Source organism: Sphingomonas aliaeris (genome assembly GCF_016743815.1).
In the GTDB taxonomy this organism is placed as follows: domain Bacteria; phylum Pseudomonadota; class Alphaproteobacteria; order Sphingomonadales; family Sphingomonadaceae; genus Sphingomonas; species Sphingomonas aliaeris.
In genome coordinates this window covers 1,049,163-1,075,815 of record NZ_CP061035.1, presented here as the reverse complement: position 1 = coordinate 1,075,815, position 26,653 = coordinate 1,049,163, and the positions used below count along the sequence as shown (strand labels likewise).

Below are 26,653 nucleotides of genomic sequence, written 5' to 3'. Positions count from 1 at the left end.
GATCACCGTCGGCTTGCGGCCATCCGGGTGATCGACGCGTCGTAATATCCGAACGTGCGCGCAGCCGCTGCCTCGCGCCACGATCCGGTTGCGCTTATCTCGGTCTGGACCGGCGAGCGATCGAATGACGGGCATGCGCCGCGCAGGCACTGGCCGAGATCGCTGTAACGCCGCGGCATGATCTCTACGACGACGATGTTCGCATAGCCCGACAGCGTGCTCCACGGCTGGACCGCCCCGTCCGGCAGGCGCCGGACGCCGCCGCCCTGCGCCAGCCATTGGTTGGCGCGGCGCTGGCTCAGGTAGACGGTTGGGAAATAGCCATAGGCGTATGTGTCGGCGCCGACATAGACGATCGGCGTGTCGGCGGGCAGGCCCTGTCGCGCGGTGGCGATCGCGTTCGCCGGGCCGTGCACGTACCAGTCCGCGCGAAGGAGGAAGATCGCGGTCGATATCGCCGCGCCGAGCGCCAGCGCTGCGACCGACGGTTGGACTCCGCGCCTGATCCACACGCCCCGCTTTGCATTCAGGCCCGCACCCGAGCCCGCGCCGGACCGGGCCGCATAGCGCGCGCCCGATGCCATGATCAGCGCGAGGACGGGCAGCAACCAGATGCTGTAGCTTGGCTTCAGCGTATCGAACGAGTGGATGAAGAAATGCGGCAGGACCGTTGCACCGACCCCGAGCAGGGCCACGACGACCATGTGATCGACGGGTTCGGTCCGTCGCGCCGCCAGCCGCATCGCCGCGCCGATCACGCCCAGCGACAGCAATACGAGACAACCGGCTATGAACAGCGCACCGGCGACCGGCAAGACGAGATAGGCCGACCCGGCGAACAGTTGCAGGACGTACTGGACGGGGCTGGTGCCGATGACCGGAACATTCGACAAAGCGGTCGCGCCGGTGACGAAGGGTTTCAACCCCAGCGTCGGGATCATCGTCGCCACGCCGGCAATGACGATCCGTGCCGGCGAGGTGCGCAGGAACCGGAGCAGCAGCGCGCCGAAATAGGCGCAGGTCGCGACGACACCGAAGAAATGGATGAAGCATGTCGCGATGCATACCAGGCCGAAAATGACGAGCAACCGCGTCGTCGGGGCAGTGCGCGCGGCAACCATCCGCAGGAACAGCGTTGCCTGGATGCAGGCCATGGCGAACAGCATCGGATATGCGCGCAATTCCACCGCCAGCTGGATCGTCTTCGGCGACACGACGAGAAAGATCAGACCGATAACGGCCCAACGCCCGCCGAGATAGGTCCGCTCGACCCATGCGAACAGGCCGAGCGCCGCGACGACCAATGCGCCGTGGAACAGTCGCAAGCCGGTGACGGACTGGGAGACGCCGTTCCACCATGCCGAATCGATCAGATAGCCGAGCGGCGGCATGCGGTCGCCGGGCACGCCGAACCGGCTCGTATCCGCACCGGCGAGCCACTGCAGCAATGCACCCGGCGACAGCGTGATGCCCGACAATTGGGTCGATTCATCGATCCAGATATTCTGACGCGGGGCGAACCACAGGCAGGCCAGGGCGAAGCAGAGGATCAGCGCGATGGATATCCACGGCGGGGTCACGCCGCGCGAACGTCTGTCGATCACTGGAACCCCCGTCGTCCGCCGACCCAATGTGCGGCGTTTAGCGTCTAGGCGGTGCAACGGGATGCTGGCAAGCGTGTCGGCCTACTGTACTTTCGTCGCGGGATGTGGCGATGGGCAGGACACAGGTTTAATTTCCGGGGTGCGCACCAGGTATGATTTCCGCCGAGACGCCCGATTGGAGCCGAGAACGCGGCACGGGATGGAATCCTGGTCGCGCACTGCTTGCCAGCATTCGTGATTACCAGCGCGCGGCCGGACGGTCAGGGCCGTTTGCGCGCTTCGCGAAGCTCAGGGCGGTCGCCAGGTATAGGTTCTGGTCTGCCGTGTCGGGCGCGGACATCCCGTTGGTCGCCAATATAGGGGGTGGCCTGCTGATGCCGCACCCTAACGGCATCGTTATCCATCCCAACGCGGTCATCGGGCCTAATTGCATGATCCTTCAACAGGTTACGCTGGCCATCAAGAACGGCGGCGCCCCCGGATCGGCGGGCATGTCGATATCGGAGCAGGCGCGAAACTGCTCGGCCCGATTCATATCGGCGCGCATGCGAGGATCGGCGCGAACGCCGTCGTCCTGTGCGACGTCCCCGAAGGCGCAACCGCCGTGGGAAACCCGGCACGGATCGTGCGCTAGCGGCTTCCGATATATGGGAGCGACTGTCTCTCAGGCCTTTTGAATCATGCCGACGTGAAGCATCGCGGCCGGAGTCGCGAAGAGGGCGACGTTCGTCGCCAGGTTCAGCTGCACCGGTGTTGAATATCCGGCGGACCGATGGGTCCGCCGGATGGTTCGCCTGGCAGGCCGGATCCGCCTTAGAGGATGAAGTCGCGTGGCAGCAGCGGCGTGCTGCCCGCGTTTACGGTAATGCTGAAGTCGGCGACACCGTCGCCATTCGTATCGCCCGTCACGTCCCAATATCCGCCGCTGAACTGGATCCGCAACTCGCCGGCCGTGCGCGTGAAAGCGGACTGACCGATAAAGTTGAATGCGTCGCGCGATGCCGTCGAAGTGCGAGCGTCCATGTTGGACAGGTCGATCACATCGCCCTCATTACTGTAGAAGTAGATGAGATCCGCATTCGCGCGCGTATTACCGGTATCACCCGCATAAAAGACAAAACGATCCGCGCCGGCGTTGCCATCCAGCGTGTCCTTGCCCGCGCCGCCGACCAGGATATCGTTACCCGCCCCGCCCGAGAGCCTGTCGGTGCCCGCTCCACCATAGATCAGGTCCGCTCCATCGCCGCCGTTCAGCACGTCGTTTCCGATATCCCCGTACAGCGTATCGTTGCCGCCGCCGCCCGAAAGCCAATCGTCGCCGGCAAAGCCCCGCAGGATATTGTTGGCGTCGTTACCAGTGATCTGATTGTTCAACTCGTTTCCGGAGCCGTTCAACGCAGCGGTACCTTTCAGCAGCAGATTTTCCACGTTGGCGGTCAACGTGTAATCGATGATGCTGCCGACGGTATCAGTTCCGAGATTGGCACCTTCGACCACCACGTCACCGACATTATCGACCTCGAAACGATCGTCGCCGCCGCCGCCGTTCATCAGATCGGCGCCCAGTCCCCCATCCAGGAAATCGTTGCCACCACGACCGTAAAGCGTGTCGTTGCCCGCATTGCCGTACATCGTGTCATTGCTCATTCCGCCGGTAATGAAATTATCGAGCGCGTTGCCGGATCCGTAGAAAGTGCCCAACCCGGTGAACGTGAGATTTTCGACGTTATTGGCGATGCCCGAACGGGCAAGCGATGTCCGGATCGTGTCCACGCCCTCACCGGCCAGTTCGGTCACGATGTCACCGGCATTATCGACAATGTAGGTATCATTGCCCTGCCCACCGCGCATCGCGTCGGCACCGGCGCCGCCATCGAGCATATCGGCGCTGGCCGACCCGACCAATCGATCGTCCCCGTCACCGCCATAAAGCGTTGCCGGCCCGCCCGTCGCCGTCAGGACGTTGGCCAGTTCGTTACCGGTCCCGACGAGCGTCCCGGCGCCCGTAAACGTCAGGTTTTCGACATTCGCCGATAGAATGTAGCTGCTCAACGAGGTTCGGACCTCGTCGACGCCACCTTTCGACAGTTCGACCACGGCGTCACCGACATTGTCGACGGTATAGATATCGTCGCCGTCACCGCCGATCATTAGATCCGCCCCGAGGCCGCCATCGATCGTGTCGTTGCGCGTGCCGCCGAGGATGGTATCGCTACCAGCACCGCCATACAGCATATTGAACGAATTTCCGCCGACGATGGTGTTGGCGAGATCGTTACCGCGCCCGTTGAACCCGCCCGTACCGGTATAGGCCAGCGTCAGCTGGTTCGCCGCGAGCGTGTACGTCGCGGCACCCGTCCGCACGTTTACCTGCGTCGCGTCCACGCCGACCGCCTGGCTTGCCTTCGCCGCCTGCGATGCGGCAACAAGCGCGTCATAGCGGGGGCTCGACTTGTCATAAATGCTGTCCAGCGTGCCCCAATTGCCCCATTTCGACGACGGCACCGCATCGGAAAACGCCACCAGTCCGGATCCGCCGGACTTCGCGAACTCGTCCACCATTCTGGTGTAGAGCGCGCCCATGCGCGGATCTTTCGCCAACACGTCGAAGAAGGCGGTAACTGCCGCCTGGTCGGCTTCGGGGAATGCGGCGGACGTGACGTGCAGTCCACCTTCATACGCCGCCAATGCAAGGCCGTTGCGGGCGGCTACGCCTTGCTGATACGCATAAATCTGTAGCGCACGATCAAGGTCAGCGGACATTTCGGCGAATGCCGCATCGACGCCCGCCTGCCCCGATCGAGCCCACGCCGTTACCGCAGCCTTTCCGGGGCGGTCCAATCCGAAATATGTGGTGACCGCATAGGTGTCGAACAACGATTCGACACTCCCCAAGTTGGCCTTCTGGACGCCTTTCAGGACATACTGTTCCTGTCCGAGATAGCTTGTCTGGCTCGAGATGACGTTCTGAAGCCTGCCGGTCTCAGTGTTCGCGAACACGTCATTGGCGATCGCGGCGATCTGGGCGGAGCGATAGCCGTAATATTGCAGGTATCCGCCGGTTAGCTCTTCACTGGTATTGAAATCGATCCGTCCGTTGCCGTTAAGGTCCGTTCCCCACAACGCCGCAGCTTTATCGCGGGCGGATCCTGTCTGCTGGAACCCCCAGTTCCAAACCTCGTTCGAATATTCTACCTTGACGCTGAGCCCCGACGCGAGGTTATCGCGCACATAGGCCAGGGTATTGCGAACATAAGTGTCGTCGGCTTCGGCCGGGATATTGATCCACATGTCCGTGCCGGTCTTGTTCGCCAGCGCGACCATGATTTCGATAGGAACGCTAGCCGTCGGCGAAATTCCGTTCCAGGATCCGCTATCTACGCGTGTGCGCTGATCCCAGGACACCAGCTTGTTGTTATTGGTATAGCCCCAGTCCATGTATCGCAGTTCGGACCATTGCGACGCCTTTTCGATAAAGGCGGGATTGAAGATCTCCCCGCTCTTATAAAGAGCCACCTGATCTTCGCGAACGATGTGCATCTCTGTAACCGGGTCGGCCGGGTTCACGTTCCTCATGCTGACGTTGGTCCCATGGCCGGTGCCGGTGTACCGAAACACCACCCGACCGGGTTCCGACGACAGGATTGTACCGTTCAACACGCTGATAGTGGCAGTGCCTTTGTAGGTAATGACGTAGACATCCGGCATGTCCAGAGCGACAGGATCCAACGCGAAAGCCGCGTACATATTCGACGCTCCCGCCGGCATTCCTACGGGAAACCCATTCGCATCTACCGGAATGGCATTCGTCTGCAGTCCGTTGGGAAACTGCGCTACCCATTTGGTCGACGTCTTGAACCTGTCGAGGAATGGATGTTGCGTGCTGTAAGAGCTTACGCCCGCCAGGTTCATCCCGATGTCCATCGTATTCACGCTGCCCGTGGCACCCAGCGCGGTTCCGGTCACCGTTGTCGTTGTCAACGGCTGCGTGGATGAAACGCCCGCGACACTGGCCGTTCCTGTATCGGCCGTGTCGACCTTGACGACCGAAACCGCGGCGGTCCCCTTGTCGGCGGCGATCCCGGTCGGTTCGGAGGTCGTGGAGACGACCTTATCGGTGACGGGCGTCGTGGCCGGAACGACGGGCTTCGACGCCGTCTCGGATACTGCGGCTACGGGCGCCGCAGCGGTCGGCGCGACAACCGCCGTGCCGACGTTGGTCATCGTGCCGACAAACCTCGCCGTGTTTGTTTTTGCCAACACCTCGCTGTCGGTCGGGTCGCCAGAAAAAATGCTCAAAATCTGAATTTTTGCCATGATTGTCCCGCTCAATAGTTGAGACGGTCTTAGTCATTGACGTTCTTACCGAGTCCGAAAACTATTGGTAAATTTGGCCTTAAGCATTGTTTTTTAGGCAAATTCTGACCAGCCGGACGGCATGCTCACGGTGCGGACGGCGTCTCGACGGGCAGGCTTCGGCGTAACCGAAGTTTCGTGTTCAGAAATTTGCGAGAGGGCAGTTCGACCAGCCGATAAGTGAGATAAGAAACCGCCAGCACACATGAAAAGAAAACGGGAATGTACATTGCCGGGCGCAACGTGATGAACGGTGCGGCGCGGCTCGCGAACAATCCCCAGAACGGTGTCACGAGGATCAGAAGGCAAGCGTGATTGAGGTATACGGAATATGAAAGTTCGCCCAGAAATTGAAGCGGCCTCGTCCCTGTAAGCCAGCCGAGCAGCCCGCGATCCCATATGGTCGACATGACCAGCAGGACAAACGCCGGGATGATCAACACGTCGTTCGATCTGACGTGCTGCAGAGATGCCGCGGCAGGATCGTCCTTCGCCGTTATCCTACTGCCGGAACCTTGATCGGTTCGACCGCTAGATTAGGCGACCGTGCCGATCCAGCGCGTGTCGCTGACTTCCGTCGGTGTCCAGCTAGCGCGAGCAACGGCCCAGTCATAGCGAGACCGATTGTCGGCCACACGAGCGCGCGGACGGTTGTTGAGGTAAATATCAGCCCAATCATACTTACGACCAATATCGTCTCAGGCACAATCTGAAGGCCGGACGCCGTGTCACGACCTACCGGTGCCCCGCGTTTCCATGATGCAGCGAACGGTGTCCCCCAGATCAAAATCCAGACTGCAAGCCCGACCAACCCACTGGTGAGTGCGACGTAGAGATGAGCGTTCACAAAATCGAGAATACCCTGCCCCTGGATAAGGTGGCTCATGCTCACGTACAAATCCGTAACCGATTGTCCAAAAACGGGATGCAACTTGATCTGCCCTATTCCAGATTCCAGCAACAGTCCGCGATAATCGGCGGTTCCGGCAGCAGCGCCAGAGCGTCCAAGACTTTCCGCCAGCCGACCGTTTTCCGGCAGAATATATTGAGCGACGAAATACACTACCACCGCGCCAAGCAACGCGCCGATCGCTCGCGTCCTGAGCCCCCTATACGCCCAACACGCGCAATATCCGGCAGCACATGCGATCCAACCGCCTCGCGACTGCGTGGACAACAGACCCAACAGCAACAGCGCGGTAAGCGCATGATAACCAGCCTTGTGGAAATATGACCGGACTCCCCACAGGCCGGCGGGTAGAACCGCGAGGAAAAGCGCGAATGCGGTAGGATTGAGCAGGGGGCCGCCCGACCGCATGAAACCAGCCCTGATATTCAGAACCGAGATGCCCTGCATTGCGACATTGAAGTGTGCTGGAATAACGTCGTACAATGCCCAATGACGGCTCGCTTCGAAGATCGCGATAATTGCCGCAAGAGCGCCGGCAAGGTAGAGGCGCGAGATCACCGAGCGTGCGTCTTGCTCGCTCCCGATGCTGCGGGATACGACGATATACGGCGCGCCTACGGAAAGTCCGTTGTCGATAAATGCGCGAAGGAAGGTCGTCGCAGGCATTCCATGCGCCGTCATGATCGTCAGCAGAAACACGAGTGCGAGCGCCGCCAAATCATACTTGCCCGTGTGCAGCTTCGTCGTACGACGGGTCCATATCAAACCGAGCAGCGCACCTACGGCCATCGCCAAGGTGGTCGATAATTCAGTGATATAGACACCGCCGACGCTGTATTCCACGCCGAGTTCGGGCACCATCGCGAGCATCAGGAGATAGCCTGCGCACAATTCCGGCCTGCTCGGCGCGAGCATCACGATAATCGCCACACAGGCATAGGCCATTTCGATTTTCGGTACGATCATCAGCAGCGCGGGAACGAGCAGTACGATCGCGATCATGCGGCCATTGACGAGGCCTTTCAGCCGACTGGCGAGCGCCCAGCGGAAAAACAGCAGCCCGAGGGCGAGCAGTCCATCGAGATAGATCAGGCTTTTCAAGGTCAGGATCACGGGCAAAACGCTTCTGTTCGCGATTGCGGCGATGGCATTCGCAGGATCGAAAAGGCTCCAGCGCGCAGGCTTGCCCCCGGAAGATGATGTCGGCACCTACCCAAAATAGCAAGGCGAAAGCTGCGCGTTCGGGTGGGACACATGACGATGCGCGCTTCAGTATTGCTTATCCTGTTGCTTGCCGGCGCCGGCATCGGCGTGTCGTCCTGCACCATAACAAGGATGCGAAGCCCGCGACGTTATGGTCCCCGGCAATGGCCGAACATCCTGCGCCCGCCGTGATCCGGAACTCCGTGACGCCGGTCCTCGCCCGACCGAACCTCGGCGCCGCAATTCCGCGGTTTATGACGCGACCGAAGCCCTATGCTGGCCGGTTTTGCTCGTCGTATGACGTGTCTTGCCGAGGCCGAGCTTGACCTCCAACCCGTAACGGCCCGCGATCTTCGCGATTATGACCGGAATCAGCAACCCTCCGACGACGCAGGTTATCAGCAGGATCAGCGGATCCTCAACGCCCGCGCGGGCCAGAATGGTTCGCAGCAACGCCGCGATGATGGTGTGCAGCACGAAAATCGCCATCGAGACTTCGCCCAGGGCCGTGAGCCATGGCATGCGCGACCCGATCATCCGGGAGAGCATGACAACGCCTGCAATTCCAAGCCATGCCCGCACCTGAATAATGAATGCGAAGTCGGTCGGCGGGAAATACGTCAACCAGACCAGGGCGATCAAAGCCGCAGTCGCGCCCGCGTAATGCAGAGTCGCGCTCCGACGCGATGGGCCCACAGCGCCACTTCCGGCGGAGGATAATAACATTTTCGAGGCCAGCATGCCGACCACGAAGAACGGGAACGCCATCGCAAATTGCTTGATCATCGGATAGTCGAACGGCAGCGGTGCGATGATCATGACCAGTGCGAGGATGACGTTGACCGCGAAGACACGGCCGAAAGCCGCCGCGACGATATGGCAGAAGAACAGGACGTACAGGAACCAAAATTGCAGGATGGGCTGATAGACAATCGAGATCAAACTTTCGAGGCCCAGGGGATTGTTGACGTATTTGCCCGCCGACGCCGAAAGACACCAGGACGCGATCGACCACAGGAAATACGGATAGGCGATGGTCAGAAGCTTGTCCCGGAGATTGGTCTGGAAGGACCGCCCCCGGATCGCCTTTACCGAAACGATGCCCGAGATGAAGAAGAATAGCGGCATGTGAAACGCGTAGATCAGCGCATCCTGGAACGGCCCGTCCCAGGACACAGGCACGAGGCCGCGCGTAGCCTGCGCCCTCATCTGGTGCGCGTAGACGACCAGGATGATGCCGATCCCGCGGGCGGTATCCAGCCAGGCGAAGCGGCGGTTCGGCGCGTCTGCCGCTATGGTCGTGTGTTCGGTCAACCGATCAACCTCATGCCAACCGCGTTGACCGCCAGACCAAGGCCGTAGCCGCCCAGCGCGACGAACAGGAACATCGCTTCCTTGACGACGCTTAGGATCCGCATCTGCGCGAGGACCACCCAGCAATAGAGCTGTGCGACGATCTCGACCGCGACGAGGCCGTATACCATCCCGATCGCGCCGAAGGTCAGGAACCCGACGGTAAGCCCGATGGCGAACGTCACCGCACGCACGATGTTGAGATACAGCAAGCGGCGTGCATCGTGCGTGCTCAGGATCGCCTGGCTCGCGATGATGATCGACAGGCGGAAAACCGCCGTCATCGCCAGCAGACCGAGGAAGACGTCGGCGCCGTGATAGCGCGCATCGTAGAGGGTATGGATGATCAACGGCGCGCAGGCGACGAACCCGCCGCACAGGAACATGTACCCCATGCGGATCGTCCAGCCGCACCGGTAATAGACCTGCGCGAGCATTGCCGGATCTTCGTTATAGGCCCGGCAGAATTCCGGATAGACGATCCGATCGCCATACGAGCCGGTGAACAACTGCATGACGTTGGCGATGTTGTACGCGAGGACGTAGGTCGCGAAGAGCTGCAGCCCCATGTAGCGCGAGAAGGCCACCTTGTCCGCCTGGGTGATCAGCAGGAAGAGCAAGGTCGATCCCGCGACGTAACGGCCGTAGCGCCAGACATCCTTCGCCCGCGGTGCGCTCCACCGCCAGTTCCGTCGCGTCTTTTCGAACATGACGTAGCTGATCACGGCGCGCACCACCCCGCTCAGGACCATCGCCCAGACCAGAGCCCAGTAGGAGCGGAGGTACAATGCCAGGAGGATCGCCAATGCTACTTGCGAGATTGCCGGGATGAGATCGAGCAGCGAAATGCGCGCGATCTGGCCGCGCTTCGCCGCCGTGGCGAACGACATAGACGAGCAGCCGTCGATGATGACGACCAGCGAGGACACCATGATCGCGGGTACCAGATCGGGCTGTTGGACATAGGCGGCGAGAATCGGGGACAGGGCGATGATCACGCCGGTGATGACGACCGACCGCAGCAGTCGCAGCGTCCAAATCTCGTCCAGCATCTCCTCGGTTTCGTTCGCCTGGCGCACGACATACGAGAAGAAGCCGAGATCGGTCATCTGGACGAAAATGATGTTGATCGTCGTCAGAAAGCCCATGATGCCGAACGACTTCACGTCCAGCAGCCGGGTCAGGATAACGGAACTGACGAGCCTGATCGCGGCCATGAGGATATTGTTGCCGAACACCAGCACCGATTTCCGGCGCGCAAAACCAGCCGCGAGCGCGATCGCCGATCGCACAGCGCCGGGTTTTCCGGAAAGGGTTGATTCGGAATCCATTCGTGCGACCTGTTATGCTTTTGGCTGATGTGTATCAGCTTTTGGTTTCGACCAGCGAGCCACGAGCAGAAATATTTTCGGACCCTCGATCAGATAGCGTCGGGCGAGCCGCCGGGGGTCACTCGCCAGGCGCCACGCCCATTCAATTCCAGCACGTTGCACGACTTTTCGGCGCGCGGCGCTGTGCGCCGACGATGAAGTCTATCGACGCCCCGATGCACAAGGCGGTGCCGGAAACCGTACCGTCCTGCGCCATTTCACGGGCGAGCATTTCCTGCTGCGGCGCGCCGACGGCGAGCAGGATGACGCGCGCATTCGCCGCTGCCGCCGCTCTCACCGCTTCCGCGCGCGCTCCTGCATCGCGGCGCAGACCCATCGGGGGGCATGATGAACCTGGTCGAGATCCGGATATTTCGCGCGCAGCCGTTTCGCCAGCTCATCGCTGCCGCCGATCAGGCAATAGCGGTCGCCCGGCGCCAGCACGCGGTCGAACAGCGCGACAACCAGATCGCTGCCCGGCACGACGGGCAAGTCGATCCCGCGCAATTTCGCAAGCTTTGCCAGCACCCTGCTGTCGCACAGGCGGAGCGTGGCGTCGTCGTACAGGGGACGCAGATTGACCGGATCCCCGGCGATCTGGACGATGTGATCGACGTTCGGCGTCACGACATAGGCGAAGCGGTCGCCCGCGCGGCGCCGTTCCAACCATGCGACCATCGCCTCGAAATCAAGGCGATCAAAGGCCATATCGAGGAAGATCGCTTGTCCAGCCGAACCCGTGGTCGCCGATGATCCGGTCATGAAATCGCTTGCCCCGCCGAACCCATATCGTCCCTGCCCTTCGCGATCCGCCGGACCTGGTGGAAACGGCCTGCCCCTTTAGAGGGCAAATGCCGCAGTGCAACCAATTGACAACCGCCTATGTGTCACACCTATGAACGACGTCCAGCGAAAGTGAGTTAATTGCCGCACCACGAAGAGAATCGGCGTCATGAACAGGATCGGCTGGGTATCGTCGTGATCGGGCGCAACGAAGGCGACCGGCTTGTGCGGTGCCTCGATTCCCTGCCCGAGGGCGTGTCGTGCGTCTATGTCGACTCCGCATCGTCGGACGACAGTGTCGCCATGACGATGTCGCGCGGCGTGCATGCGATCGAGTTGACCGCCCCGCCCCGCCTGTCCGCCGCCCGCGCACGCAATGCCGGATTGGCCTATCTGGTCGCGCAAAACCCGGCACTGGAATACGTCCAGATGGTGGATGGCGATTGCGAGATGCAGCCGGGCTGGCTCGAGGCCGGCATGGCAGCGCTGGACCGCGATCCCGCATTGGCGCTGGTGTTCGGCCGCCGCCGCGAACGCTATCCCGACCGCTCCATCTACAACGCCTTCTGCAACGACGAATGGAACGTGCCGGTCGGGCCGGCATCGGCCTGTGGCGGCGACGTGCTGTGCCGGGTCGCGCCGTTGCAGGCGATCGGCGGCTATGATGCCGGAATGATCGCCGGTGAGGACCCCGACATGGCGGCGCGGCTGCGCGCAGGGGGATGGCGGCTGGAGCGGATCGACAGCGAAATGACGCTGCACGATGCCGCGATCCTGCACTTCGGGCAATGGTGGATGCGGTGCAAGCGCGCCGGGCATGCCTTTGCCGAACTGGCCAGCCGCCACCCGGAACTGCGCGATCCCGATTATCGTCGCAATTGCCGCCGCATCCTGATCTGGGGATTGGCGATGCCGGTACTTTTCATCGTCGCTTTGCTTGCCGCAATCCTCTCGGGCAGCGTCGTGGCGTGGCTTGCCGCGGCGGCGCTGTTGCTCGTGTGGCCCGCGAAGATGGCGCAGATCGCGCTCGCCAAGTCCCGCACGCTGCCGCCGCGCATCGCGGTGGCGAGCGGCATCTTCCTGATGCTGGGCAAGTTCCCCGAGTTGCTCGGCCTGCTCCGATTCCGGCGCGACCATGCCGGTGGCAGGAAATCCGAACTGATCGAGTACAAGCAGGCGGCGAGCCGATGAACGCCGACCTGCCCCTGTTCGCGCAGATTCGCGAAGACTGGATCGCGCATGGCCGCGACTGGACCAAGCCCGGATTTCGGGCCGTGGCCGTGCATCGCTTCGGCGTGTGGCGGATGAGCGTGCGCCCCAAGTTGCTCCGCGCGCCGCTCAGCATACTGTATCGCGCGCTCTTCCGCCGGTGCCGGGACGTCTATGGCATCGAACTGCCCTATTCGGTCGTGCTCGGCCGGAACGTGGTCGTCGAACATCAGGGGGGCATCGTCGTTCACGGCGATACGGTGATCGGCGACGATTGCATCATCCGGCAGAATTGCACGCTGGGCATCCGTCGGCTCGACGCACTGAACGACGCGCCGGTGCTGGGGCGCGGCGTGCAGCTTGGCGCGGGATCTGTCGTGCTCGGCAAGATTACGCTTGGCGACGGTGCGATCGTTGGGGCAAACGCAGTCGTGTTGGTCGATGTGCCGGCGCGGGCGCTGGCGATCGGTGTTCCGGCCACGATCACGATGCGCGGGGAACCAACGTCTTGATCATGCCTGAAGCGCGAACCGGGGCGACATCCGTCGCCGCGGTCATGGTGAATTTCCGCACGCCGGTTCTCGCGCTGGACGCGGCCCGAGCGCTGGCGAGCGCGCGGGCTGAGTTCCCCGACCTGCGGCTGGTGATTGCGGACGGCTTTTCGAACGACGACTCGGTCGAGCGGCTGGAGGCGGGGGTTGCGGGAAGCGACCTTGCGGATTGGGTTACGGTGCTGCCGCTGGCGGTGAATGGCGGGTTCGGCTGGGCCAACAACCAGGCGATGCTGCGGTTGATGCAGTCCGACAGTCCGCCGGATTATATCTATCTGCTCAACCCCGACACGCAAGTAACGCCGGGCGCGGTTTCGGCGCTGGTCGAGACGCTGGACCGGTATCCGCGCTGCGCGGCGGTGGGCAGCCTGTTGCTGAACGACGATGGCAGCCCGTCCGGTTCCGCTTTCCGCTTTCCATCGGTCGGCCGCGAATTGTTGCGCGGTGCCCGGACCGGGGGAATCGGGCGTTTGCTCGGGATCGAGCCGATCGTGTTCGACGACGGGCATGCGGGCGAGGTCGATTGGGTGACGGGCGCAAGCATGATGTTCCGCGCCGCAGCGTTGAAGCAGACCGGATTGTTCGACACCGCCTTCTTCCTGTATTTCGAGGAAGTCGAACTGACGCACCGGCTGCGCAAGGCGGGCTGGACCGTCCGCCACGAACCGGCGAGCAAGGTCCACCATATCGGCGGCGCATCGACCGGGATGGCGTATAATCGCAAGGACCTGACGATCGGGCCGCCCTTGCCGCGATATTGGTTCAGATCGCGCCGGCGCTGTTTCTCGCTGATCGGTGGGCGCAGCACGGCGATCGCGGCGAACCTCGCCTGGATCACGGGCCATGCCTTCTACATGACGCGCCGGATGATCGGGCGGGGCGGGTATCACATCCTGAACCGTCGCGAGGGGCGCGATCTTATCGGCTGCGGGGTCCTGCCGAGCCGGGCGGACGTGACATCCGATCATACCGCATGGGACGAACCGTTCGACCGGACGCCGGCATGGATGCAGCGGTCAAAGAGTATTTGATCGGTGTCTCAGGCCAATCCAAACCCCAGAATAGCCAGCGTTTCGGGAGCAGTTCGATGAGCGATATACTGGCCAGGTTCGATAGCGTGCGGATCATCAATCTGCCCGAGCGGACGGATCGTCGGCGCGAGATGACGAGGGAGCTTGAGCGCGTCGGTGCGAATGGAAATCCGCGGATCGCGTTTTTCGACGCGGTGCGGCCAACCGATCCTGCGGATTTCCCGAGCCTCGGCGCGCGGGGATGTTTCATGAGCCATCTGGAGATCCTTCGTGAGGCGCGCGCCGACGGGGTCCAGACCGTCCTTATACTGGAGGACGATCTCAACTTTTCGGGTGATTTCCAGTCCGAGGGGCGCTCACAGCTCGATCGCCTGTTCGGCGGGGACTGGGACATCTTCTACGGGGCGTATCGATTGCACGCGCCCCATCCCGGGGGCGCGGATACGCCGTTGCCGGCCGAGCAGGCAGTCGAAACGACGCCGTTCGTTGCGTTCAATGGCCGCGTGATACCGCGCGTTATCGACTTTCTGGAGGGCATTCTCACCCGCCCCGCAGGATCGCCCGACTACGGTCCGATGCATGTCGATGGTGCATATTCGGTGTTCCGGATGCTGCATCCCGATGTCGTTACCTATGCCGCATCGCCCAAGCTTGGCTATCAACGATCGTCGCGGTCCGATATCTCGGATACGCAACCGATGATCGACCGGATCCCGGTGCTGCGGACCTTCGCCAATATTGCGCGACGGTTGCGGTCAATCCTGGAACCGTCGCGCGACTGAAGCTTCAGGGGCGGTCGACCCGTTCCGTGCGGACCCAGGCGACGGAGCGTTTTCCCCCAAGAATGCGGGCGTAGAGCGCGAGTTTCCAGGCGATGTAGAATGGCAGGCGGATCAGCGTCATACCGCTAATATGGCGGCGGCCTTCCACCGCCCATGCGGCGGCGACCGCGACGATCAGCGCCCACAGCAATCCGCCGCCGATGAGGAGCGGCGTAACCATTCCGGTGCCGAGTGCGAGCAGCGCCGCGAGCAGCGTTACAACGACGTTCGCAAGCAGCAGCAGCGTCAGCGGGGGAACGAGCAAATGTGCGCCCATCCAGATCTTGGACCAACGCCGCTGGATCAGTCCCGTCCCGAGCAGACGCGGTGCGACGCTGCGTGCCGTGGCGAGGAAGCCGCCCTCCCAGCGGGCGCGCTGCGTTTCGGTGCCCGAATCGCCGCTGCTGTCGGACCATACCGTCGCGCCGGGTTCGAATACGGGCGGCAGGCCGCGTTCGATCAGTTCGATCCCCATGACGAGATCCTCAACGACATTTCCCGTCGCGAGATCGAGCGCGGCGAACGTGCTCCACGGGAAGGCCATGCCGGATCCGGTCAGGATTGCCGGGCCGCCGAGCCGCGCGATCCCCCGCTGGCGGACTATGTTCTTCGTCGCAAACGCGAAATTGGAGATCTGCACCGCCGCCGATGCATGCAGTGCGGGGCGGAAGACATAGGCGGCCTGGACGACGCGATCGGTGATCGTCGCGCGCTGGACGATCCGGGTCAAAGCGGCCCGGTCGATCGCGCAATCCGCGTCCAGTATGACGACGATATCGGGCGCCGATTTCGCCAGTTCGTCGCGCCCGAAGGCGAGCGCATAGCCCTTGCCACGCCGGTCGGGATCGGTGCGCTCGACCACCTCGAGCCCAGCCTCCCTCGCCGTTCGTGCCGTACCGTCGGTGCAATTGTCCGCGACCAAAAGGACGCGCGCGCCGCTCGACTTCAGGTCCAGCAGGCCGGGCAGCATCGCGGGCAGACTGGCCTCTTCGTCATGCGCCGGGATCAACAGCGCGACGGACGATCTGGGCGCCGCACGCATCGGTTTTACGCTGCCCGCGAGACCGAAGAGGATTTCGCTGAGGAAAACGGTATCGATGACGATGATCGGTACGAGCAGGACGATCGCCAGTATCTGCAGCACACCGGTCATGCCACGTCCTGCAAAAGAGCCGCGAGATCGGCACCGATCTTTCCGGATTCGTGCCGCTCCAGCACGCGTGCACGCCCCGTCCGCCCTTTCGCGGCGAGCGTTGCGGTATCGCAGTCGAGTGCGTCGTCCATCGCCTGGACCAGCGCGGGAACCGACCCTGCCGGTATGACCCAGCCGCAGTCTTCGGTGACCAGTTCCGGCACGCCGGCGATCGCCGTGACGATCACCGGCGTTTCCAGCGCCAAGGCTTCCATGATGACCACCGGCAGCCCTTCGGCAAAACTGGGCAGGACCATCGCGCGGCTGGACAGCAAGATGTCGCGGACCTGCGCTGCCCCGACAAAGCCGGTGATCGAGACGATTTCCGACAGGCCGCGGTCCACGATCATGCGCTCGATCTCCGCGCGCATCTCGCCATCGCCGACCAGGACGAGGCGGAAGTCGGATCGTCTGGAGGCAAGCTCCGTGACCGCCTCGATAAGGAGCGGAATACCCTTTTGCGCGCTCAACCGGGCGACGCAGCACAATGTCTTTCCGTAATCGGCACGCGGCGCGTTTGCTTCGGTGAACACCCGGTCCACGCCGCACGGCACGACCGCGATTTTCGACCAATGACCGGGATCGCTCCAGCGCATCAGCTGGCTGCGGCCATAGGAGCTGATCGCCATGACGTGCCGTGCGTCCGCGATCTTGCCGGCGATATCTAACGCGCCCGGCGCGTCGAATTCGTCGGGCCCGTGAACGGTGAAACTGTACGGAATGCCGGTCAGCGCGCCGATCAATCGCGCGACTGCGGCGGGATTGGTGCCGAAATGTGCGTGGAGATGATCGACGCCGCGTAGCTTCCGGGCGAGCCAGCATGCCTCGACGAGATAGAATAACTGGCGCCAACCACGGCGCGGTTCGTCGGCGAACGCTTTGAGCGCGATACGCAAGGCATGGAAGAAGCGGGCGGGACTGGTTATCAGCATCTTCAGCGTCGCGGCGAACAACGCCGCGATACCCTGGCTTACCACCACTTGGGTGCGGTCCGCTTCCGCCCGGTCCGCCGGATCCGGGAGGTTCTGGTCGAAGGGCCGGATAGAGAAGCGCTCGACCGACGCGCCCGCAGCCTCCAGCGCCAGGATTTCCCGGCGGATGAAGCTGTGGCTAACCGCTGGATAGCGATTGATCAGATACGCTATCTTCATTGCCGCAATTCCATGCATGCGCGGGACGACACCGTGACCGGGTCACCCGGATCGACCGATCGCCCGCGCCTTAAGCCCGATGTGTTACGTCAGGAATAATAGGCGTCGTAATAGCGTTGAGTCCCGTAGCCGAAGCCATAATCGTCCCCGCCGATCCCACCACGATAGCGGTTCAGGACGGTCCCGAGGCACGGTGCCGGCTTCAGCAATTCGATGGCATCGCGCACCTGATGCGCGGTCGTCATGCCCTCTTCCACGACGAACAGATAGCCGTCGATCTCGCGGAGAACGATGGCGGTATCGTCATTCGCGAAAGCGGGCGGAAGATCGCAGATGCAGATCACGTTTTCAGACAGCCCGCGCATCGCCTTAACCAACGTCTTCAGGCGGCTGCCCGACAGCAGTTCCGCCGAGGAATCGTCGGTGGGGAACGATGGAAAGATCGTGAGGTTGGTCCCCTGAATGTCATAGGCGGCCGCATCGAGGGAATCGATCTCCCCCGACAGGAAGGAGTTGATCCCCGGACCTTCGGGAATGTCGAACGTCTTCGCAATCGACCCGCGGCGCAGATCGAGATCGAACAGCAAGGTCCGCGTGCCCGGGATGCGCGACATGGATGCCGCCAGGTTGCTCGCCATGAACGATTTGCCGACGCGCGGCGTGGCGGAGGTCATGCCGATGATCTTGTAGTTGTTCGCCGTCATCAGCTTCGAAACCTGCGCGCGCAGCAGGTTGAACGGCCGCGAGCGGCGGTCGCGACTGTTGAATCCGAACACGCCGCGCTTGGTCGAATCGAACCGCTCCAGCGATTCGGTCGATTCACTGCGTCGAAGTACCGACGCGGGCGAGACCGGCCGGTCGCCGGTACCAGAGTCCCATTCGCTTGCCTGGGTCACGCGTATTGGCCCTCTTCTTCGAGCTTTTGTTCGGTCGGCTTCTTCTTGCGCGAGAACCAGGCCCACCGGCCCCCGGTCTTCGGACGCTTGTGCGACAGCACGGGAACGACCGCGAGCGGGGGTGCGCCGGTGAGCGCCGTCAGCGTTGCAGCGCTGCGGATCGGACGAAGGACGAGCTCGATCAGGAAGGCGAGCACGAAGCCCAGCCCCAGTCCGGCCGCGATCCCGCCAAGGATCAATGCGGGACGATTGGGCTTGGTCGGCCGATCCGGCGTGTTCGGCGGATCGATCAGCGTCAGACGTTCGCCGCGCTGCTCCTCGGTCAGCTTGGCGAGCGACCGGGCGTTGAGCAGGTTGGACGTCACCTTGCCGAGGTCGTTGCGGATCTGGTCGGCACGCGCCTGCAATTGCGACACCTGCTGCGCGACGACCGGACCGCGAGCCTGCGCCGCCGCCATCTGCATCGCGCGGCTCTGCGACTGGCCACGTGCGCTGTTCAGGTCAGAGATCGCCTTGTTGTTCGCCGCGATCTGCTGCTGGATGGTTCCCGCGACATTGTTGGTCTGGAACTGCGATGCGGCGGTCTTGGCAGCCGCCAGGCGTGTCTCCGCCAGCTTCACATCGGGATGATCGTCCGAATATTGCGCCCGCACGGCCGCGAGCTGCGCCTCGGCGGCAACCACGCCGGGATCGCGGCCGACACCTGTCTTGCCAAGTTGCGCCTGCAATTGCAGGTTTTCACGACGAAGGGATGCGATCTGTCCTTCGAAATCGCCACCACCGGTGCTGATCATGCCCATGTTCGCGCCGCTCGAAAGCGCCGCGCCGTTCTGGCCCGTGACGCGATTGACCTGCTGCTCGACCGCATCGACCTGCGCCTGGAGGCTGCTCTGCTGATCTTCGAGGAAGCGGACGTTGGTCTGTGCCTGCGACTGCGATTCGGATGCATCCAGCTTCAGGAGGCGATCGACGAAGGTCTGGGCGACCAATTGCGCCTCGGCCGCGCGCGGATAATCGAAGGTCAGCGAGAAGGCGATCGATCCCTGGCCACCCTGCGCACCGCGCGTGATGTTCGCATCCACCGCACTGATGTTGGTTGCGGCGCGCATCTTCTCGACAAGCGCCGACAGCGGTTCGGACCGATCGGAGGCGTTGTAGAGATTGTTGTTCTGGATCAGCTCGACCAGATCGGGACGCGCGAGAATCTGCTGACGGATCTTTGCGATGCGGCGATCGATCACGTCGTCGGCCGGCCCGGCGGTCGTGCCGCCCGGCAGGTTCTGCGACTCGACCAGCAAAACGGCGCTCGACTGATAGCTGCGCGGCAACAGGAAAGCCGCAGCCGTCGCCGCGATCGCGACGATAACAGCCGGAATGATGACGAACCATTTCCGCTGCCACAGGATCAGTGGCAAACTACCCATAATGCCAGAAGATTGTTCCTCCTGGCCGGCGGGATATCCCGCGCTGTCCGTCATCTAGCATCCCCGATCTTGTACGTCACGCCAACCTGGCCGCCATAATCCGCCCCACGATTGCCGCCGAAGCCGAAAACGTCGCGGTACCGCGTATTGGCTGTCATACGCAGCCGTTCGTTGATGGAACGTTCATATCCGACTGTCGCAGAAATATATTCGTTGCCGCCGAACAGCAGCAGCGGGTTGTTGTTGTCGTTCTTCGAATAGGCCGCGTTCGCGAAGATCGTTCCGCGTTCGGAAATACGGTTCGAGTAATTCAGCCCGATCGACGTCTGGGTCAGCGTGCCGGCAAAGCCCGATGGAACCACAGAGCGGATAAAAGACAAGCAAAGGTTGGACAGTTCCGACAATCGGCAAAGATTGACGTTCCCGGACAAGGTCGCGCGCGAACCGCGTGTCTGCTCGTCGATGAAGGACACGCCGATGGCGCCGTTTACCTTCCAGCGAGGGCTGAACGTATACGACCCGGTTCCGCGCACGCTGTAGACGGTGGAGTCACCCGCCAGCCCTTGATAATCGTATTTGGACGCGGACCCCTGCAAACCGAGCTGGAGACGCTCCGACACCTGCCGTGAATATGCGAGCGTGCCACCATATCCGTCATAATTGCCCTGCGAGAAGCGGCGATAGCGGGACCGGACGAAATAGGCGCTGGGAGTGATCGTATCGCGCGGCGACAGGACGAAATTCAGGTCGCCATTGACGCCGATGGTGGACCGTCGATCGCGCGTCCCGAACAACGCGAGATCCGATCCGATGACCGGGGGAATTTCCGGCTGCGTCGGATCGAACGGGCCAACAAATCCCCGGTTCGAACCGAGGATGGAATTATCATACGTTACGCCGAGATGCGTCGTGAGATGCTCGCTCGGCGTGCCACTGTAATCCAGCGCCACCAGATAATTCTGCGCATCGTTGTAGCGGCGGAAATACTTCTGATATTGCGCCGAGCCGGAAAGTACGATGACGCTGCGTTCGCCTCGCAAGGTCGCGCGCGGACGCACCTGAATATCGGCGACACCGCTGCCGGTATCGTCGCCGATCTCCGTGAACGGGTTGGTCGAATAGCCGATATTGCCGGCGACGTCCGCCGCAAGCTCGATATCGCTCTGAGCATAAGCGACGCCCGGCAGCGTCGAGAGGACACTCGCCAGGACAAGATGCCGACGCGTACGCTGCCCGCGCGTCATGGTACGATCACCGTATCACCGCTTTCCAGCTGCGGGATGCCCGCCAGGTCGCGATCCGTCGGATTGCCCTTCAGCACATCCGTCAACCGCACCTTGATCGCCGACAGCCGGCCGCCCGACTTGCGCAGGATCGTGACTTCGGAGAGATTGGCGAAGTCGGCGGGGCCACCGGCCATCGTCAGCGCTTCCAGCACGTTGATGTAGCGACCCGGCGTGAACGCGCCCGGGCTCCGCACCTTGCCGGCGACACTGAACTGCAGGCCAGTCGCGGAACGGACCGAGATCGTGACCTTTGGCACCGTATCGCGATACTGGGTCTTCAGGCCGTTCGAGACTTCAGCCTCGACGTCCTTCGGAAGCTTGTTCAGCGCATCGATCTGCCCCACGAGCGGGAACGAAAAGGTGCCGTCCGGCAGGATCTTGACCGTACGCTGCAGGCGTTCTTCACCCCAGACATAGACCTCGATCTCGTCGCCCGGATTGATGCGATATGCGCGCAGCGGGGCCGTCGGGCCGTTCACCAGAATGCCGCCCGACTGCGCACTGGCCGAGGCCCCTGCGGTCAAGCCACCAATCGCGATGGCACAAGCCGCCAGAGTAGCGGATAAGCGCATTTTAAGCCCCCTAATGTTTAATCGCCACGGCCTTAACCCATCACGCGACCGCTGTGCTAGGCGAAAAGAGAGTAAACTCGCGGAGATGCGCAATTATCGGACGGGCCGTGACGTCGTGCAGCGATGGAAATCGCGTTGCACGTTCGGCCATGTGCCGCGAAACTTATAGATTATTACCGATTTCGAGTATGTCGAGCTTCATGCAGTATAAACGCCGACTGATCCCCGCAGTCCTGACCACCCTCGTCATCGCCGGCGCGATGGCCGGCTGTACGTCGCCGGACAAGACCGCCGCCAAGGCCGCAGCCGAGGCGGACATCGCGTTCCAGCAGGGCCGGACGCAGGACGCGCTACGGCTGGCCCATCAGGCGGTGGCGGCGCGTGACGACGTCGGCGACTACTGGCTTCTGCTTGGCCGGATAAGCCTGGCTGCGGGGGATTACGGTGGCGCGTTCAACGCTTATGAAAACGTGATCCAGTTCGATCGCGGCAATGTCGAGGCATTGCGCCTGCTAGGCCAATTGGGCCTGTCTGCGAAGCAACCCGACAAGGTCGACAAATATGCCGACCAGTTGCTGCTGCTGACCCCCGGAGATATTCTCCCGCTGGTCATGAAGGGCGGAGCGGCGCTTCAGCGGGGTGAGAAGGACGAGGCGCTCGCATTTGCGGAGCAAGCCCTGGCCAAGCAGCCGACCGATCTCGGCGCGCAGATCCTGAAGGCGCGCGTGCTTGCGGCGCGGGCGCATTTCAAGGAAGCGGCGGAACTGATCGAGGGATCGCTGAAAGTGACGGCGGACGCGACTCTACGGCTGGCCTTCCTGAAGGACCTGTACGGCCAGTCGCTCGATCGTCCGAACTATATGGCGACGTTGAAGCGGCTGACCGCGGCGACGCCGGACGATTTCGACATCCAACTGGAATATGCCGACATGTTGTTTCAGGACGGGCAACAGGCGGCGGCGAACCAGATCATCCGGACGGTGATGGAGGAGCGGCCGAAAGACATCGCACTGGCAGGGACCATTCTCGAATTATTCCTGGCCCAGGGTGGATCTGCGATCCCGTTGGACACGATCGCGTCGCAGGCGGCGAACGTCACGCTGGAGATGAAGTCGGTCTATGCCCAATATGCCAGCGAAGTCGGCCGCCCGGATATTGCGGTCGCGATCCTGAACGGCGCGATCGACGGGCCGGTATCGTCGGAGAATGCCGATGCAAAGGCCGCCTATGCCTACGCCGTGGGACTGCAGGGCAGACGCGCCGATGCCATGTCGCGATTGAACGAGATCATCGCGTTCGACCCCAACAACCCACGCGCGCTGATCGCACGCGCCAGGTTCCTGGCCAAGGACGGCAAGGCGACCGAAGCGATTACCGACGCACGCACTGTGGTGACCGGCGATCCGCAAAACGCGACCGCCCGCCTGACCTTGGCAAACGTGCTGACGGCGCGCGGCGATCTGGATCTCGCCCTTGCTGCACTGCGTGAAGGCGTTCGTGCGAATCCGGGCGATACGCGGCTGAACGCGCGGCTTGCCCGGACGCTGATCGGGACCGGGCGCCGCGATGCCGCCAACGACGCATTACGGGATATGACCCGCGCGGTGCCAAACAATCTGCGCGCGCGGCGCCTGCGCCTGTCGATCGACCCCACAGCGGTACCCGAGAAGCCGAAGACACCGGAACCGATGCCTGCGCCATCCAAACCGGTGGCAACGACTCCGGCGGCGGCAAAGGCGACGACAGGGACCTGAAGGCGCTAAGCCGCCTCGCACGGCTTAGCGCCGGCATTCCGATTTTGGCACCGACGGTTTGGGGGCGGGTTGCGATATCCCCGCGATGCGATCGTTACGATCGCATTCGCTTGCCCAATCCATTGAAAACCCGGCGATACTGATATCGCCGGGTTCCTAAATCAGGCCTTCGGGGCGGCCCCGGCTGCAGGGGCGCCGGGCTTGACCCCGGCGGGCGGCGCGAAGCCGGGCTGGTATTCGATCTTGGCGGTCGAGCGCGACTTCGCGACCTGCTTGCGCATCGCCTCGGCCAGCGCCTGCTGACGCAGCACGTTGAGCGCGGCGGGCTTCGCCTGATCTTCGGGCGTCGCGACCGCTTCCGCAGACTTGATCACGCTGGCGACCAACCGTCCATTGTCCGGGATCAGGAACGGCTCTCCGGCGGGAAGCGCGGCGATACGCGACGCGACGTCCGGCGGCAGCATGCCCGAATCGACCTGACCGTTGCCGCGCTGGAACTGGATGCCCTTCGCGGTCAAAATCTGGGCGATGGCTTCGAGCGAGTGAGCCGGCTGAAGGTCCTTGATCACCGTCATGTCGGTCGGCTGCGGGAAGACGATCTGGTCGAGCATGTAGCGCTTGCGGCCGGCGAACATCGTCGGGTTGCCCGCGATGAAGTTCGACACAGCGGAATTGTCCGGCAACGAGATGTTCTTCGCCATCTTGCCCGCGAGCATGTTCACGAGCAGCGATTCCTGCTGGCGACGCGCCTGCTCCAGATAGGCCGGCGACTGGTCGAGACCGTCAGCCTTGGCCTGCTGTACCAACAGCGTGCGATCGACGACGCGCTGCAGAAGCTGCGCCATGATCGCCTTCTTGTCCGCGCCGGGCTGCAATTGCGCGCCGTTCAACTCCGCATTGAGCTGCTGCTGGGTGATTTCCTCGCCATTGACGACCGCGACCACCTGGCCGCCGACCTTCTTTTCGCAACCCGACAGCAGCACGAGCATCGCTGCGGTCCCGGCCACGAACTTCAATTTCCTGTTCACCCTAGTTTCTCCCTGTGACGCCCGCACGGTCGCGGACGTAAGACCGATCGACGAATCGTTTAGCGCGGCCCGACGAGCACGCTTCGCATGGTAGTTCCAACCGATGCGTAAAGATCGCGTGCGAAGGCATCCAGATCGGCCGCACCGACATCGGGCGAGACGCTGGAGATGCGCACAAGCAATCCATCGGGGATATTCCCCTCCAGATTCTGCTCAAACACGGCCAGACGCTGTTCCGACCATTGCCGCGGGAACGCCGTGCCCAATCGCGTCCAATAGATGATCTGTTCCCGGCGCATGCCGGTTTCGGCGACGATGAAGCGCGACGGCAGCGTGATATCTTTCGCGATCGGGATCGCATGCTCGTCGATCTGGGTCAGCTTGAACCCGCCGGCGGGGTAGCAGACCTCCGGGCGATGCACCTGGACGACGCCGTCCTGCGATCCGTTATACGCGATCAGCAACATCATCTGCACGCCGCGCGGGTTGGTGTAGGTGCGGGTCAGCAGCTGGCTGTACAGCTGTTTTTCCAGCTGATCTTCGGGCGGCAGGACCAGACCGCTGGCCGCGACGAAGCTCCAGTCGCCGATCGTGTTGGGCACCAAGGTCTCGATATTGCCTTTGCCCAGCATGTTCAACTGGTTGCGCGGCTTCATGGCAAGTGCGGTCGCCGCAGCGACCAGGAAGCCGCCGCCGATCAGCAGCTCGCGTCGCGATCCGACGAACCCGGGCCGCGAGGCGGTCCGGCGCGTGCCGCCGACGCCGGTCTTCACCACCGTATCGCTCATTTCGCACGCCCCTTCGCGGCCAGCCTGTGGCGCAGTGGGGTACCGAGCCAGTCGATGAAGAAGATAGCGATGAGCGCGGAGGCGAACATGCTGAGACCGGCCAATTCATGGAAGAAGCCCTGCCCCGCCGCTTCGCCGAAATGATAGGTTATGAGTAGCAGCAACAGCACGCGCACCAGGTTCGCGACGACCGCGATCGGCAGGATGAAACAGATCAGCGCCAGCATGTACGGGAAGTTCGAGCTGTGCCGGATATAGCTGTAGAACATGCCCAGCGCCGTCAGGCTGAGCAGCGAATTGAGACCCGCACACGCGGCGGCGACCAGCATCTGATACTGCCCGATCTGGATCATCACGCCCGATCCGGCGATCGGATAGCCCAGCGTGTGGAGCAACGACACCGCGGTCTGCGAGATGAAGATCTTGAGCGGCTGCGTCATCATCGCGAACAGGGTGTCCGGCGGCGGGAACACGAACAGCATGTAGACGAGCGGGAACCACACCGCGCGCAACACCGCGCCGCCCCAGATGCCGTATGCGGCGATGATCAGCCCGGCATACATCGTGAATCCCTCGATTTCGATGATGCCGGAAATGCGGGCGAGCGTGTACACGATCAGGCAGGGGACCAGCAGCGCGAACGTCAGCAGCCCGTTGCCACGACGCATACGGGGCCGCGACGCGCGAAGTTCGCGCACCAGCAACCAGATACCGGTCAGCAGAACGATCGGACCATGCGCGCCCTGTTCCGTCGACCAACTGATCCGCGCGACGTCGAACATCGTCGGACCGGCGAAGCAGACTGCCGCCAGCGCAATCAACAGGCCCGGTCTGGGCATGGCTGGCGAATCGATACGTCGATCCATGACCAGTGGACTTTGAACGTTAATCGTACGTCTCCTGATCACGCCGGATCATCATCACTCTCGCATACGCCGATAGACCTGCCGCCATCTTTATACGTGGCGCACGCTAATAGCGTATTACTATGCCTTCGAATAGCGGGCGCGCGGCGGCGATTATCGCGGGCCCCCGCTTGACGCTTGTTATTTCTTCCAGTGCTCCAGCGGCTTGAGCACGTACCATACATAGATACCGATCCCGGCGATCGCCAGCCAGGCGAGCACGTGCTGCTCGTGATTGCCCAGATAGTTGGCGACCGCGCAGCCGATCGCGGCAGGAAAATACTGCCACATCTTGTCTTTCGGTTCGTCCGCGCTCGACCGTTGCAGGAACAAGGTGATCAACCCGCCGAAGATGGCGACGGTCAACCAGTCGTATACAGTTTCCAAAACCCCGTCCCCCGAACCTAAACTAAACGTCGACTGTTCCGACGGCGTAACGGGCTTTTGTTAAATACCGGTATCGCCA

At 62.5% G+C, this 26,653-nt stretch carries 25 protein-coding genes; 7 read left to right on the top strand and 18 right to left on the bottom strand.

The annotated features are described in order from the left end of the window. Positions 1-2 precede the first annotated feature (2 nt). The gene (locus tag H5J25_RS04895) at positions 3-1,604 is read right to left on the bottom strand and encodes a hypothetical protein (RefSeq protein ID WP_202095005.1); all 1,602 of its coding nucleotides are present in this window, start codon (positions 1,602-1,604) and stop codon (positions 3-5) included. 499 nt (positions 1,605-2,103) lie between these two features. Between H5J25_RS04895 and H5J25_RS21575 the strand changes: the two genes are divergently transcribed. Further along, positions 2,104-2,238, top strand: coding sequence for a hypothetical protein (locus H5J25_RS21575; protein ID WP_225883490.1), 135 nt, complete (start codon positions 2,104-2,106; stop codon positions 2,236-2,238). 179 nt (positions 2,239-2,417) lie between these two features. Here the strand turns inward: H5J25_RS21575 and H5J25_RS04885 are convergent, their stop codons facing one another. Next, positions 2,418-5,351: a calcium-binding protein gene (locus H5J25_RS04885; RefSeq protein ID WP_225883359.1), complete on the bottom strand. Its 2,934-nt coding sequence runs from the start codon at positions 5,349-5,351 to the stop codon at positions 2,418-2,420. A gap of 169 nt (positions 5,352-5,520) precedes the next feature. Here H5J25_RS04885 and H5J25_RS04880 point away from each other — a divergent pair, with 169 nt between their 5' ends. Beyond that, entirely contained in the window at positions 5,521-5,910 is a 390-nt protein-coding gene (locus H5J25_RS04880) for a hypothetical protein (RefSeq protein ID WP_202095002.1), read from the top strand. A 136-nt stretch (positions 5,911-6,046) separates the two neighbouring features. On the opposite strand, the gene H5J25_RS04875 is transcribed toward H5J25_RS04880, so the two are convergent. The 6 genes from H5J25_RS04875 to H5J25_RS20555 all read right to left on the bottom strand — a co-directional run bounded on the left by H5J25_RS04875 (position 6,047) and on the right by H5J25_RS20555 (position 11,558). After that, positions 6,047-6,403, bottom strand: coding sequence for an acyltransferase family protein (locus H5J25_RS04875; protein WP_202095001.1), 357 nt, complete (start codon positions 6,401-6,403; stop codon positions 6,047-6,049). Positions 6,404-6,456: 53 nt separating this feature from the next. Then, entirely contained in the window at positions 6,457-7,971 is a 1,515-nt protein-coding gene (locus H5J25_RS04870; RefSeq protein ID WP_225883358.1) for an O-antigen ligase family protein, read from the bottom strand. Positions 7,972-8,325: 354 nt separating this feature from the next. Continuing rightward, positions 8,326-9,387 (bottom strand): acyltransferase family protein, encoded by a 1,062-nt coding sequence (locus H5J25_RS04865; protein ID WP_202094999.1) that lies wholly within the window; start codon positions 9,385-9,387, stop codon positions 8,326-8,328. Further along, a complete protein-coding gene (locus tag H5J25_RS04860; protein WP_225883357.1) occupies positions 9,384-10,670 on the bottom strand; it encodes an oligosaccharide flippase family protein in 1,287 nt (428 codons plus the stop codon). The genes H5J25_RS04865 and H5J25_RS04860 overlap by 4 nt, the downstream gene beginning before the upstream one ends. A 229-nt stretch (positions 10,671-10,899) precedes the next feature. Beyond that, the gene (locus H5J25_RS20560) at positions 10,900-11,094 is read right to left on the bottom strand and encodes a WecB/TagA/CpsF family glycosyltransferase (protein WP_263973958.1); all 195 of its coding nucleotides are present in this window, start codon (positions 11,092-11,094) and stop codon (positions 10,900-10,902) included. After that, the gene (locus H5J25_RS20555) at positions 11,091-11,558 is read right to left on the bottom strand and encodes a WecB/TagA/CpsF family glycosyltransferase (RefSeq protein ID WP_225883355.1); all 468 of its coding nucleotides are present in this window, start codon (positions 11,556-11,558) and stop codon (positions 11,091-11,093) included. The genes H5J25_RS20560 and H5J25_RS20555 overlap by 4 nt, the downstream gene beginning before the upstream one ends. Positions 11,559-11,720: 162 nt before the next feature. On the opposite strand from H5J25_RS20555, the gene H5J25_RS04850 reads away from it, so the two are divergent. The 4 genes from H5J25_RS04850 to H5J25_RS04835 are packed head-to-tail and all read left to right on the top strand — an operon-like array spanning position 11,721 to position 15,152. After that, a complete protein-coding gene (locus H5J25_RS04850; RefSeq protein WP_202094997.1) occupies positions 11,721-12,770 on the top strand; it encodes a glycosyltransferase in 1,050 nt (349 codons plus the stop codon). Beyond that, the gene (locus H5J25_RS04845) at positions 12,767-13,300 is read left to right on the top strand and encodes a serine O-acetyltransferase (RefSeq protein WP_202094996.1); all 534 of its coding nucleotides are present in this window, start codon (positions 12,767-12,769) and stop codon (positions 13,298-13,300) included. The genes H5J25_RS04850 and H5J25_RS04845 overlap by 4 nt, the downstream gene beginning before the upstream one ends. A gap of 2 nt (positions 13,301-13,302) precedes the next feature. Continuing rightward, positions 13,303-14,370 carry a glycosyltransferase gene (locus tag H5J25_RS04840; protein WP_202094995.1) on the top strand — a complete coding sequence of 356 codons (1,068 nt, stop codon included), beginning with the start codon at positions 13,303-13,305 and terminating at the stop codon, positions 14,368-14,370. Positions 14,371-14,426: 56 nt separating this feature from the next. After that, complete coding sequence (locus H5J25_RS04835; protein WP_202094994.1) at positions 14,427-15,152, top strand: glycosyltransferase family 25 protein; 726 nt, start codon at positions 14,427-14,429, stop codon at positions 15,150-15,152. A gap of 4 nt (positions 15,153-15,156) precedes the next feature. Here the strand turns inward: H5J25_RS04835 and H5J25_RS04830 are convergent, their stop codons facing one another. The 6 genes from H5J25_RS04830 to H5J25_RS04805 all read right to left on the bottom strand — a co-directional run bounded on the left by H5J25_RS04830 (position 15,157) and on the right by H5J25_RS04805 (position 21,712). Next, positions 15,157-16,344 carry a glycosyltransferase family 2 protein gene (locus tag H5J25_RS04830; RefSeq protein ID WP_202094993.1) on the bottom strand — a complete coding sequence of 396 codons (1,188 nt, stop codon included), beginning with the start codon at positions 16,342-16,344 and terminating at the stop codon, positions 15,157-15,159. After that, on the bottom strand, positions 16,341-17,534 hold the full coding sequence (locus tag H5J25_RS04825; RefSeq protein ID WP_202094992.1) for a glycosyltransferase: 1,194 nt from the start codon (positions 17,532-17,534) through the stop codon (positions 16,341-16,343). Before H5J25_RS04825 ends, H5J25_RS04830 begins: the two co-directional genes overlap by 4 nt. Positions 17,535-17,623: 89 nt before the next feature. Beyond that, positions 17,624-18,430, bottom strand: coding sequence for a CpsD/CapB family tyrosine-protein kinase (locus H5J25_RS04820; protein ID WP_202094991.1), 807 nt, complete (start codon positions 18,428-18,430; stop codon positions 17,624-17,626). Further along, a complete protein-coding gene (locus H5J25_RS04815; protein ID WP_202094990.1) occupies positions 18,427-19,908 on the bottom strand; it encodes a GumC family protein in 1,482 nt (493 codons plus the stop codon). Before H5J25_RS04815 ends, H5J25_RS04820 begins: the two co-directional genes overlap by 4 nt. Next, positions 19,905-21,098, bottom strand: coding sequence for a hypothetical protein (locus H5J25_RS04810; protein WP_202094989.1), 1,194 nt, complete (start codon positions 21,096-21,098; stop codon positions 19,905-19,907). The genes H5J25_RS04815 and H5J25_RS04810 overlap by 4 nt, the downstream gene beginning before the upstream one ends. Then, entirely contained in the window at positions 21,095-21,712 is a 618-nt protein-coding gene (locus H5J25_RS04805; RefSeq protein ID WP_202094988.1) for a polysaccharide biosynthesis/export family protein, read from the bottom strand. The genes H5J25_RS04810 and H5J25_RS04805 overlap by 4 nt, the downstream gene beginning before the upstream one ends. A 200-nt stretch (positions 21,713-21,912) precedes the next feature. Between H5J25_RS04805 and H5J25_RS04800 the strand changes: the two genes are divergently transcribed. Next, the gene (locus tag H5J25_RS04800; protein WP_202094987.1) at positions 21,913-23,466 is read left to right on the top strand and encodes a tetratricopeptide repeat protein; all 1,554 of its coding nucleotides are present in this window, start codon (positions 21,913-21,915) and stop codon (positions 23,464-23,466) included. 161 nt (positions 23,467-23,627) lie between these two features. On the opposite strand, the gene H5J25_RS04795 is transcribed toward H5J25_RS04800, so the two are convergent. From H5J25_RS04795 to H5J25_RS04780, 4 genes are all read right to left on the bottom strand, one after another. Further along, positions 23,628-24,494: a SurA N-terminal domain-containing protein gene (locus tag H5J25_RS04795; RefSeq protein ID WP_225883354.1), complete on the bottom strand. Its 867-nt coding sequence runs from the start codon at positions 24,492-24,494 to the stop codon at positions 23,628-23,630. A gap of 59 nt (positions 24,495-24,553) precedes the next feature. Beyond that, positions 24,554-25,282 (bottom strand): exosortase-associated protein EpsI, V-type, encoded by a 729-nt coding sequence (gene epsI / locus H5J25_RS04790; RefSeq protein WP_202094986.1) that lies wholly within the window; start codon positions 25,280-25,282, stop codon positions 24,554-24,556. Further along, positions 25,279-26,121: an exosortase V gene (xrtV, locus tag H5J25_RS04785; RefSeq protein ID WP_225883353.1), complete on the bottom strand. Its 843-nt coding sequence runs from the start codon at positions 26,119-26,121 to the stop codon at positions 25,279-25,281. Before xrtV ends, epsI begins: the two co-directional genes overlap by 4 nt. 207 nt (positions 26,122-26,328) lie before the next feature. Continuing rightward, entirely contained in the window at positions 26,329-26,574 is a 246-nt protein-coding gene (locus tag H5J25_RS04780) for an XrtV sorting system accessory protein (RefSeq protein WP_202094984.1), read from the bottom strand. Positions 26,575-26,653 lie beyond the last annotated feature (79 nt).

What these genes read in the sequence shown, in the direction of transcription:
- H5J25_RS04885 (WP_225883359.1), bottom strand. Translation starts at nt 5,351, where the DNA reads ATGTACGCGGCTTTCGCGTTGGATCCTGTCGCTCTGGACATGCCGGAT.
- H5J25_RS04880 (WP_202095002.1), top strand. Translation starts at nt 5,521, where the DNA reads ATGTCCATCGTATTCACGCTGCCCGTGGCACCCAGCGCGGTTCCGGTC.
- H5J25_RS20555 (WP_225883355.1), bottom strand. Translation starts at nt 11,558, where the DNA reads ATGACCGGATCATCGGCGACCACGGGTTCGGCTGGACAAGCGATCTTC.
- H5J25_RS04845 (WP_202094996.1), top strand. Translation starts at nt 12,767, where the DNA reads ATGAACGCCGACCTGCCCCTGTTCGCGCAGATTCGCGAAGACTGGATC.
- H5J25_RS04840 (WP_202094995.1), top strand. Translation starts at nt 13,303, where the DNA reads ATGCCTGAAGCGCGAACCGGGGCGACATCCGTCGCCGCGGTCATGGTG.
- H5J25_RS04835 (WP_202094994.1), top strand. Translation starts at nt 14,427, where the DNA reads ATGAGCGATATACTGGCCAGGTTCGATAGCGTGCGGATCATCAATCTG.
- H5J25_RS04830 (WP_202094993.1), bottom strand. Translation starts at nt 16,344, where the DNA reads ATGACCGGTGTGCTGCAGATACTGGCGATCGTCCTGCTCGTACCGATC.
- H5J25_RS04825 (WP_202094992.1), bottom strand. Translation starts at nt 17,534, where the DNA reads ATGAAGATAGCGTATCTGATCAATCGCTATCCAGCGGTTAGCCACAGC.
- H5J25_RS04815 (WP_202094990.1), bottom strand. Translation starts at nt 19,908, where the DNA reads ATGACGGACAGCGCGGGATATCCCGCCGGCCAGGAGGAACAATCTTCT.
- H5J25_RS04810 (WP_202094989.1), bottom strand. Translation starts at nt 21,098, where the DNA reads ATGACGCGCGGGCAGCGTACGCGTCGGCATCTTGTCCTGGCGAGTGTC.
- H5J25_RS04805 (WP_202094988.1), bottom strand. Translation starts at nt 21,712, where the DNA reads ATGCGCTTATCCGCTACTCTGGCGGCTTGTGCCATCGCGATTGGTGGC.
- H5J25_RS04800 (WP_202094987.1), top strand. Translation starts at nt 21,913, where the DNA reads ATGCAGTATAAACGCCGACTGATCCCCGCAGTCCTGACCACCCTCGTC.
- epsI (WP_202094986.1), bottom strand. Translation starts at nt 25,282, where the DNA reads ATGAGCGATACGGTGGTGAAGACCGGCGTCGGCGGCACGCGCCGGACC.
- xrtV (WP_225883353.1), bottom strand. Translation starts at nt 26,121, where the DNA reads ATGCCCAGACCGGGCCTGTTGATTGCGCTGGCGGCAGTCTGCTTCGCC.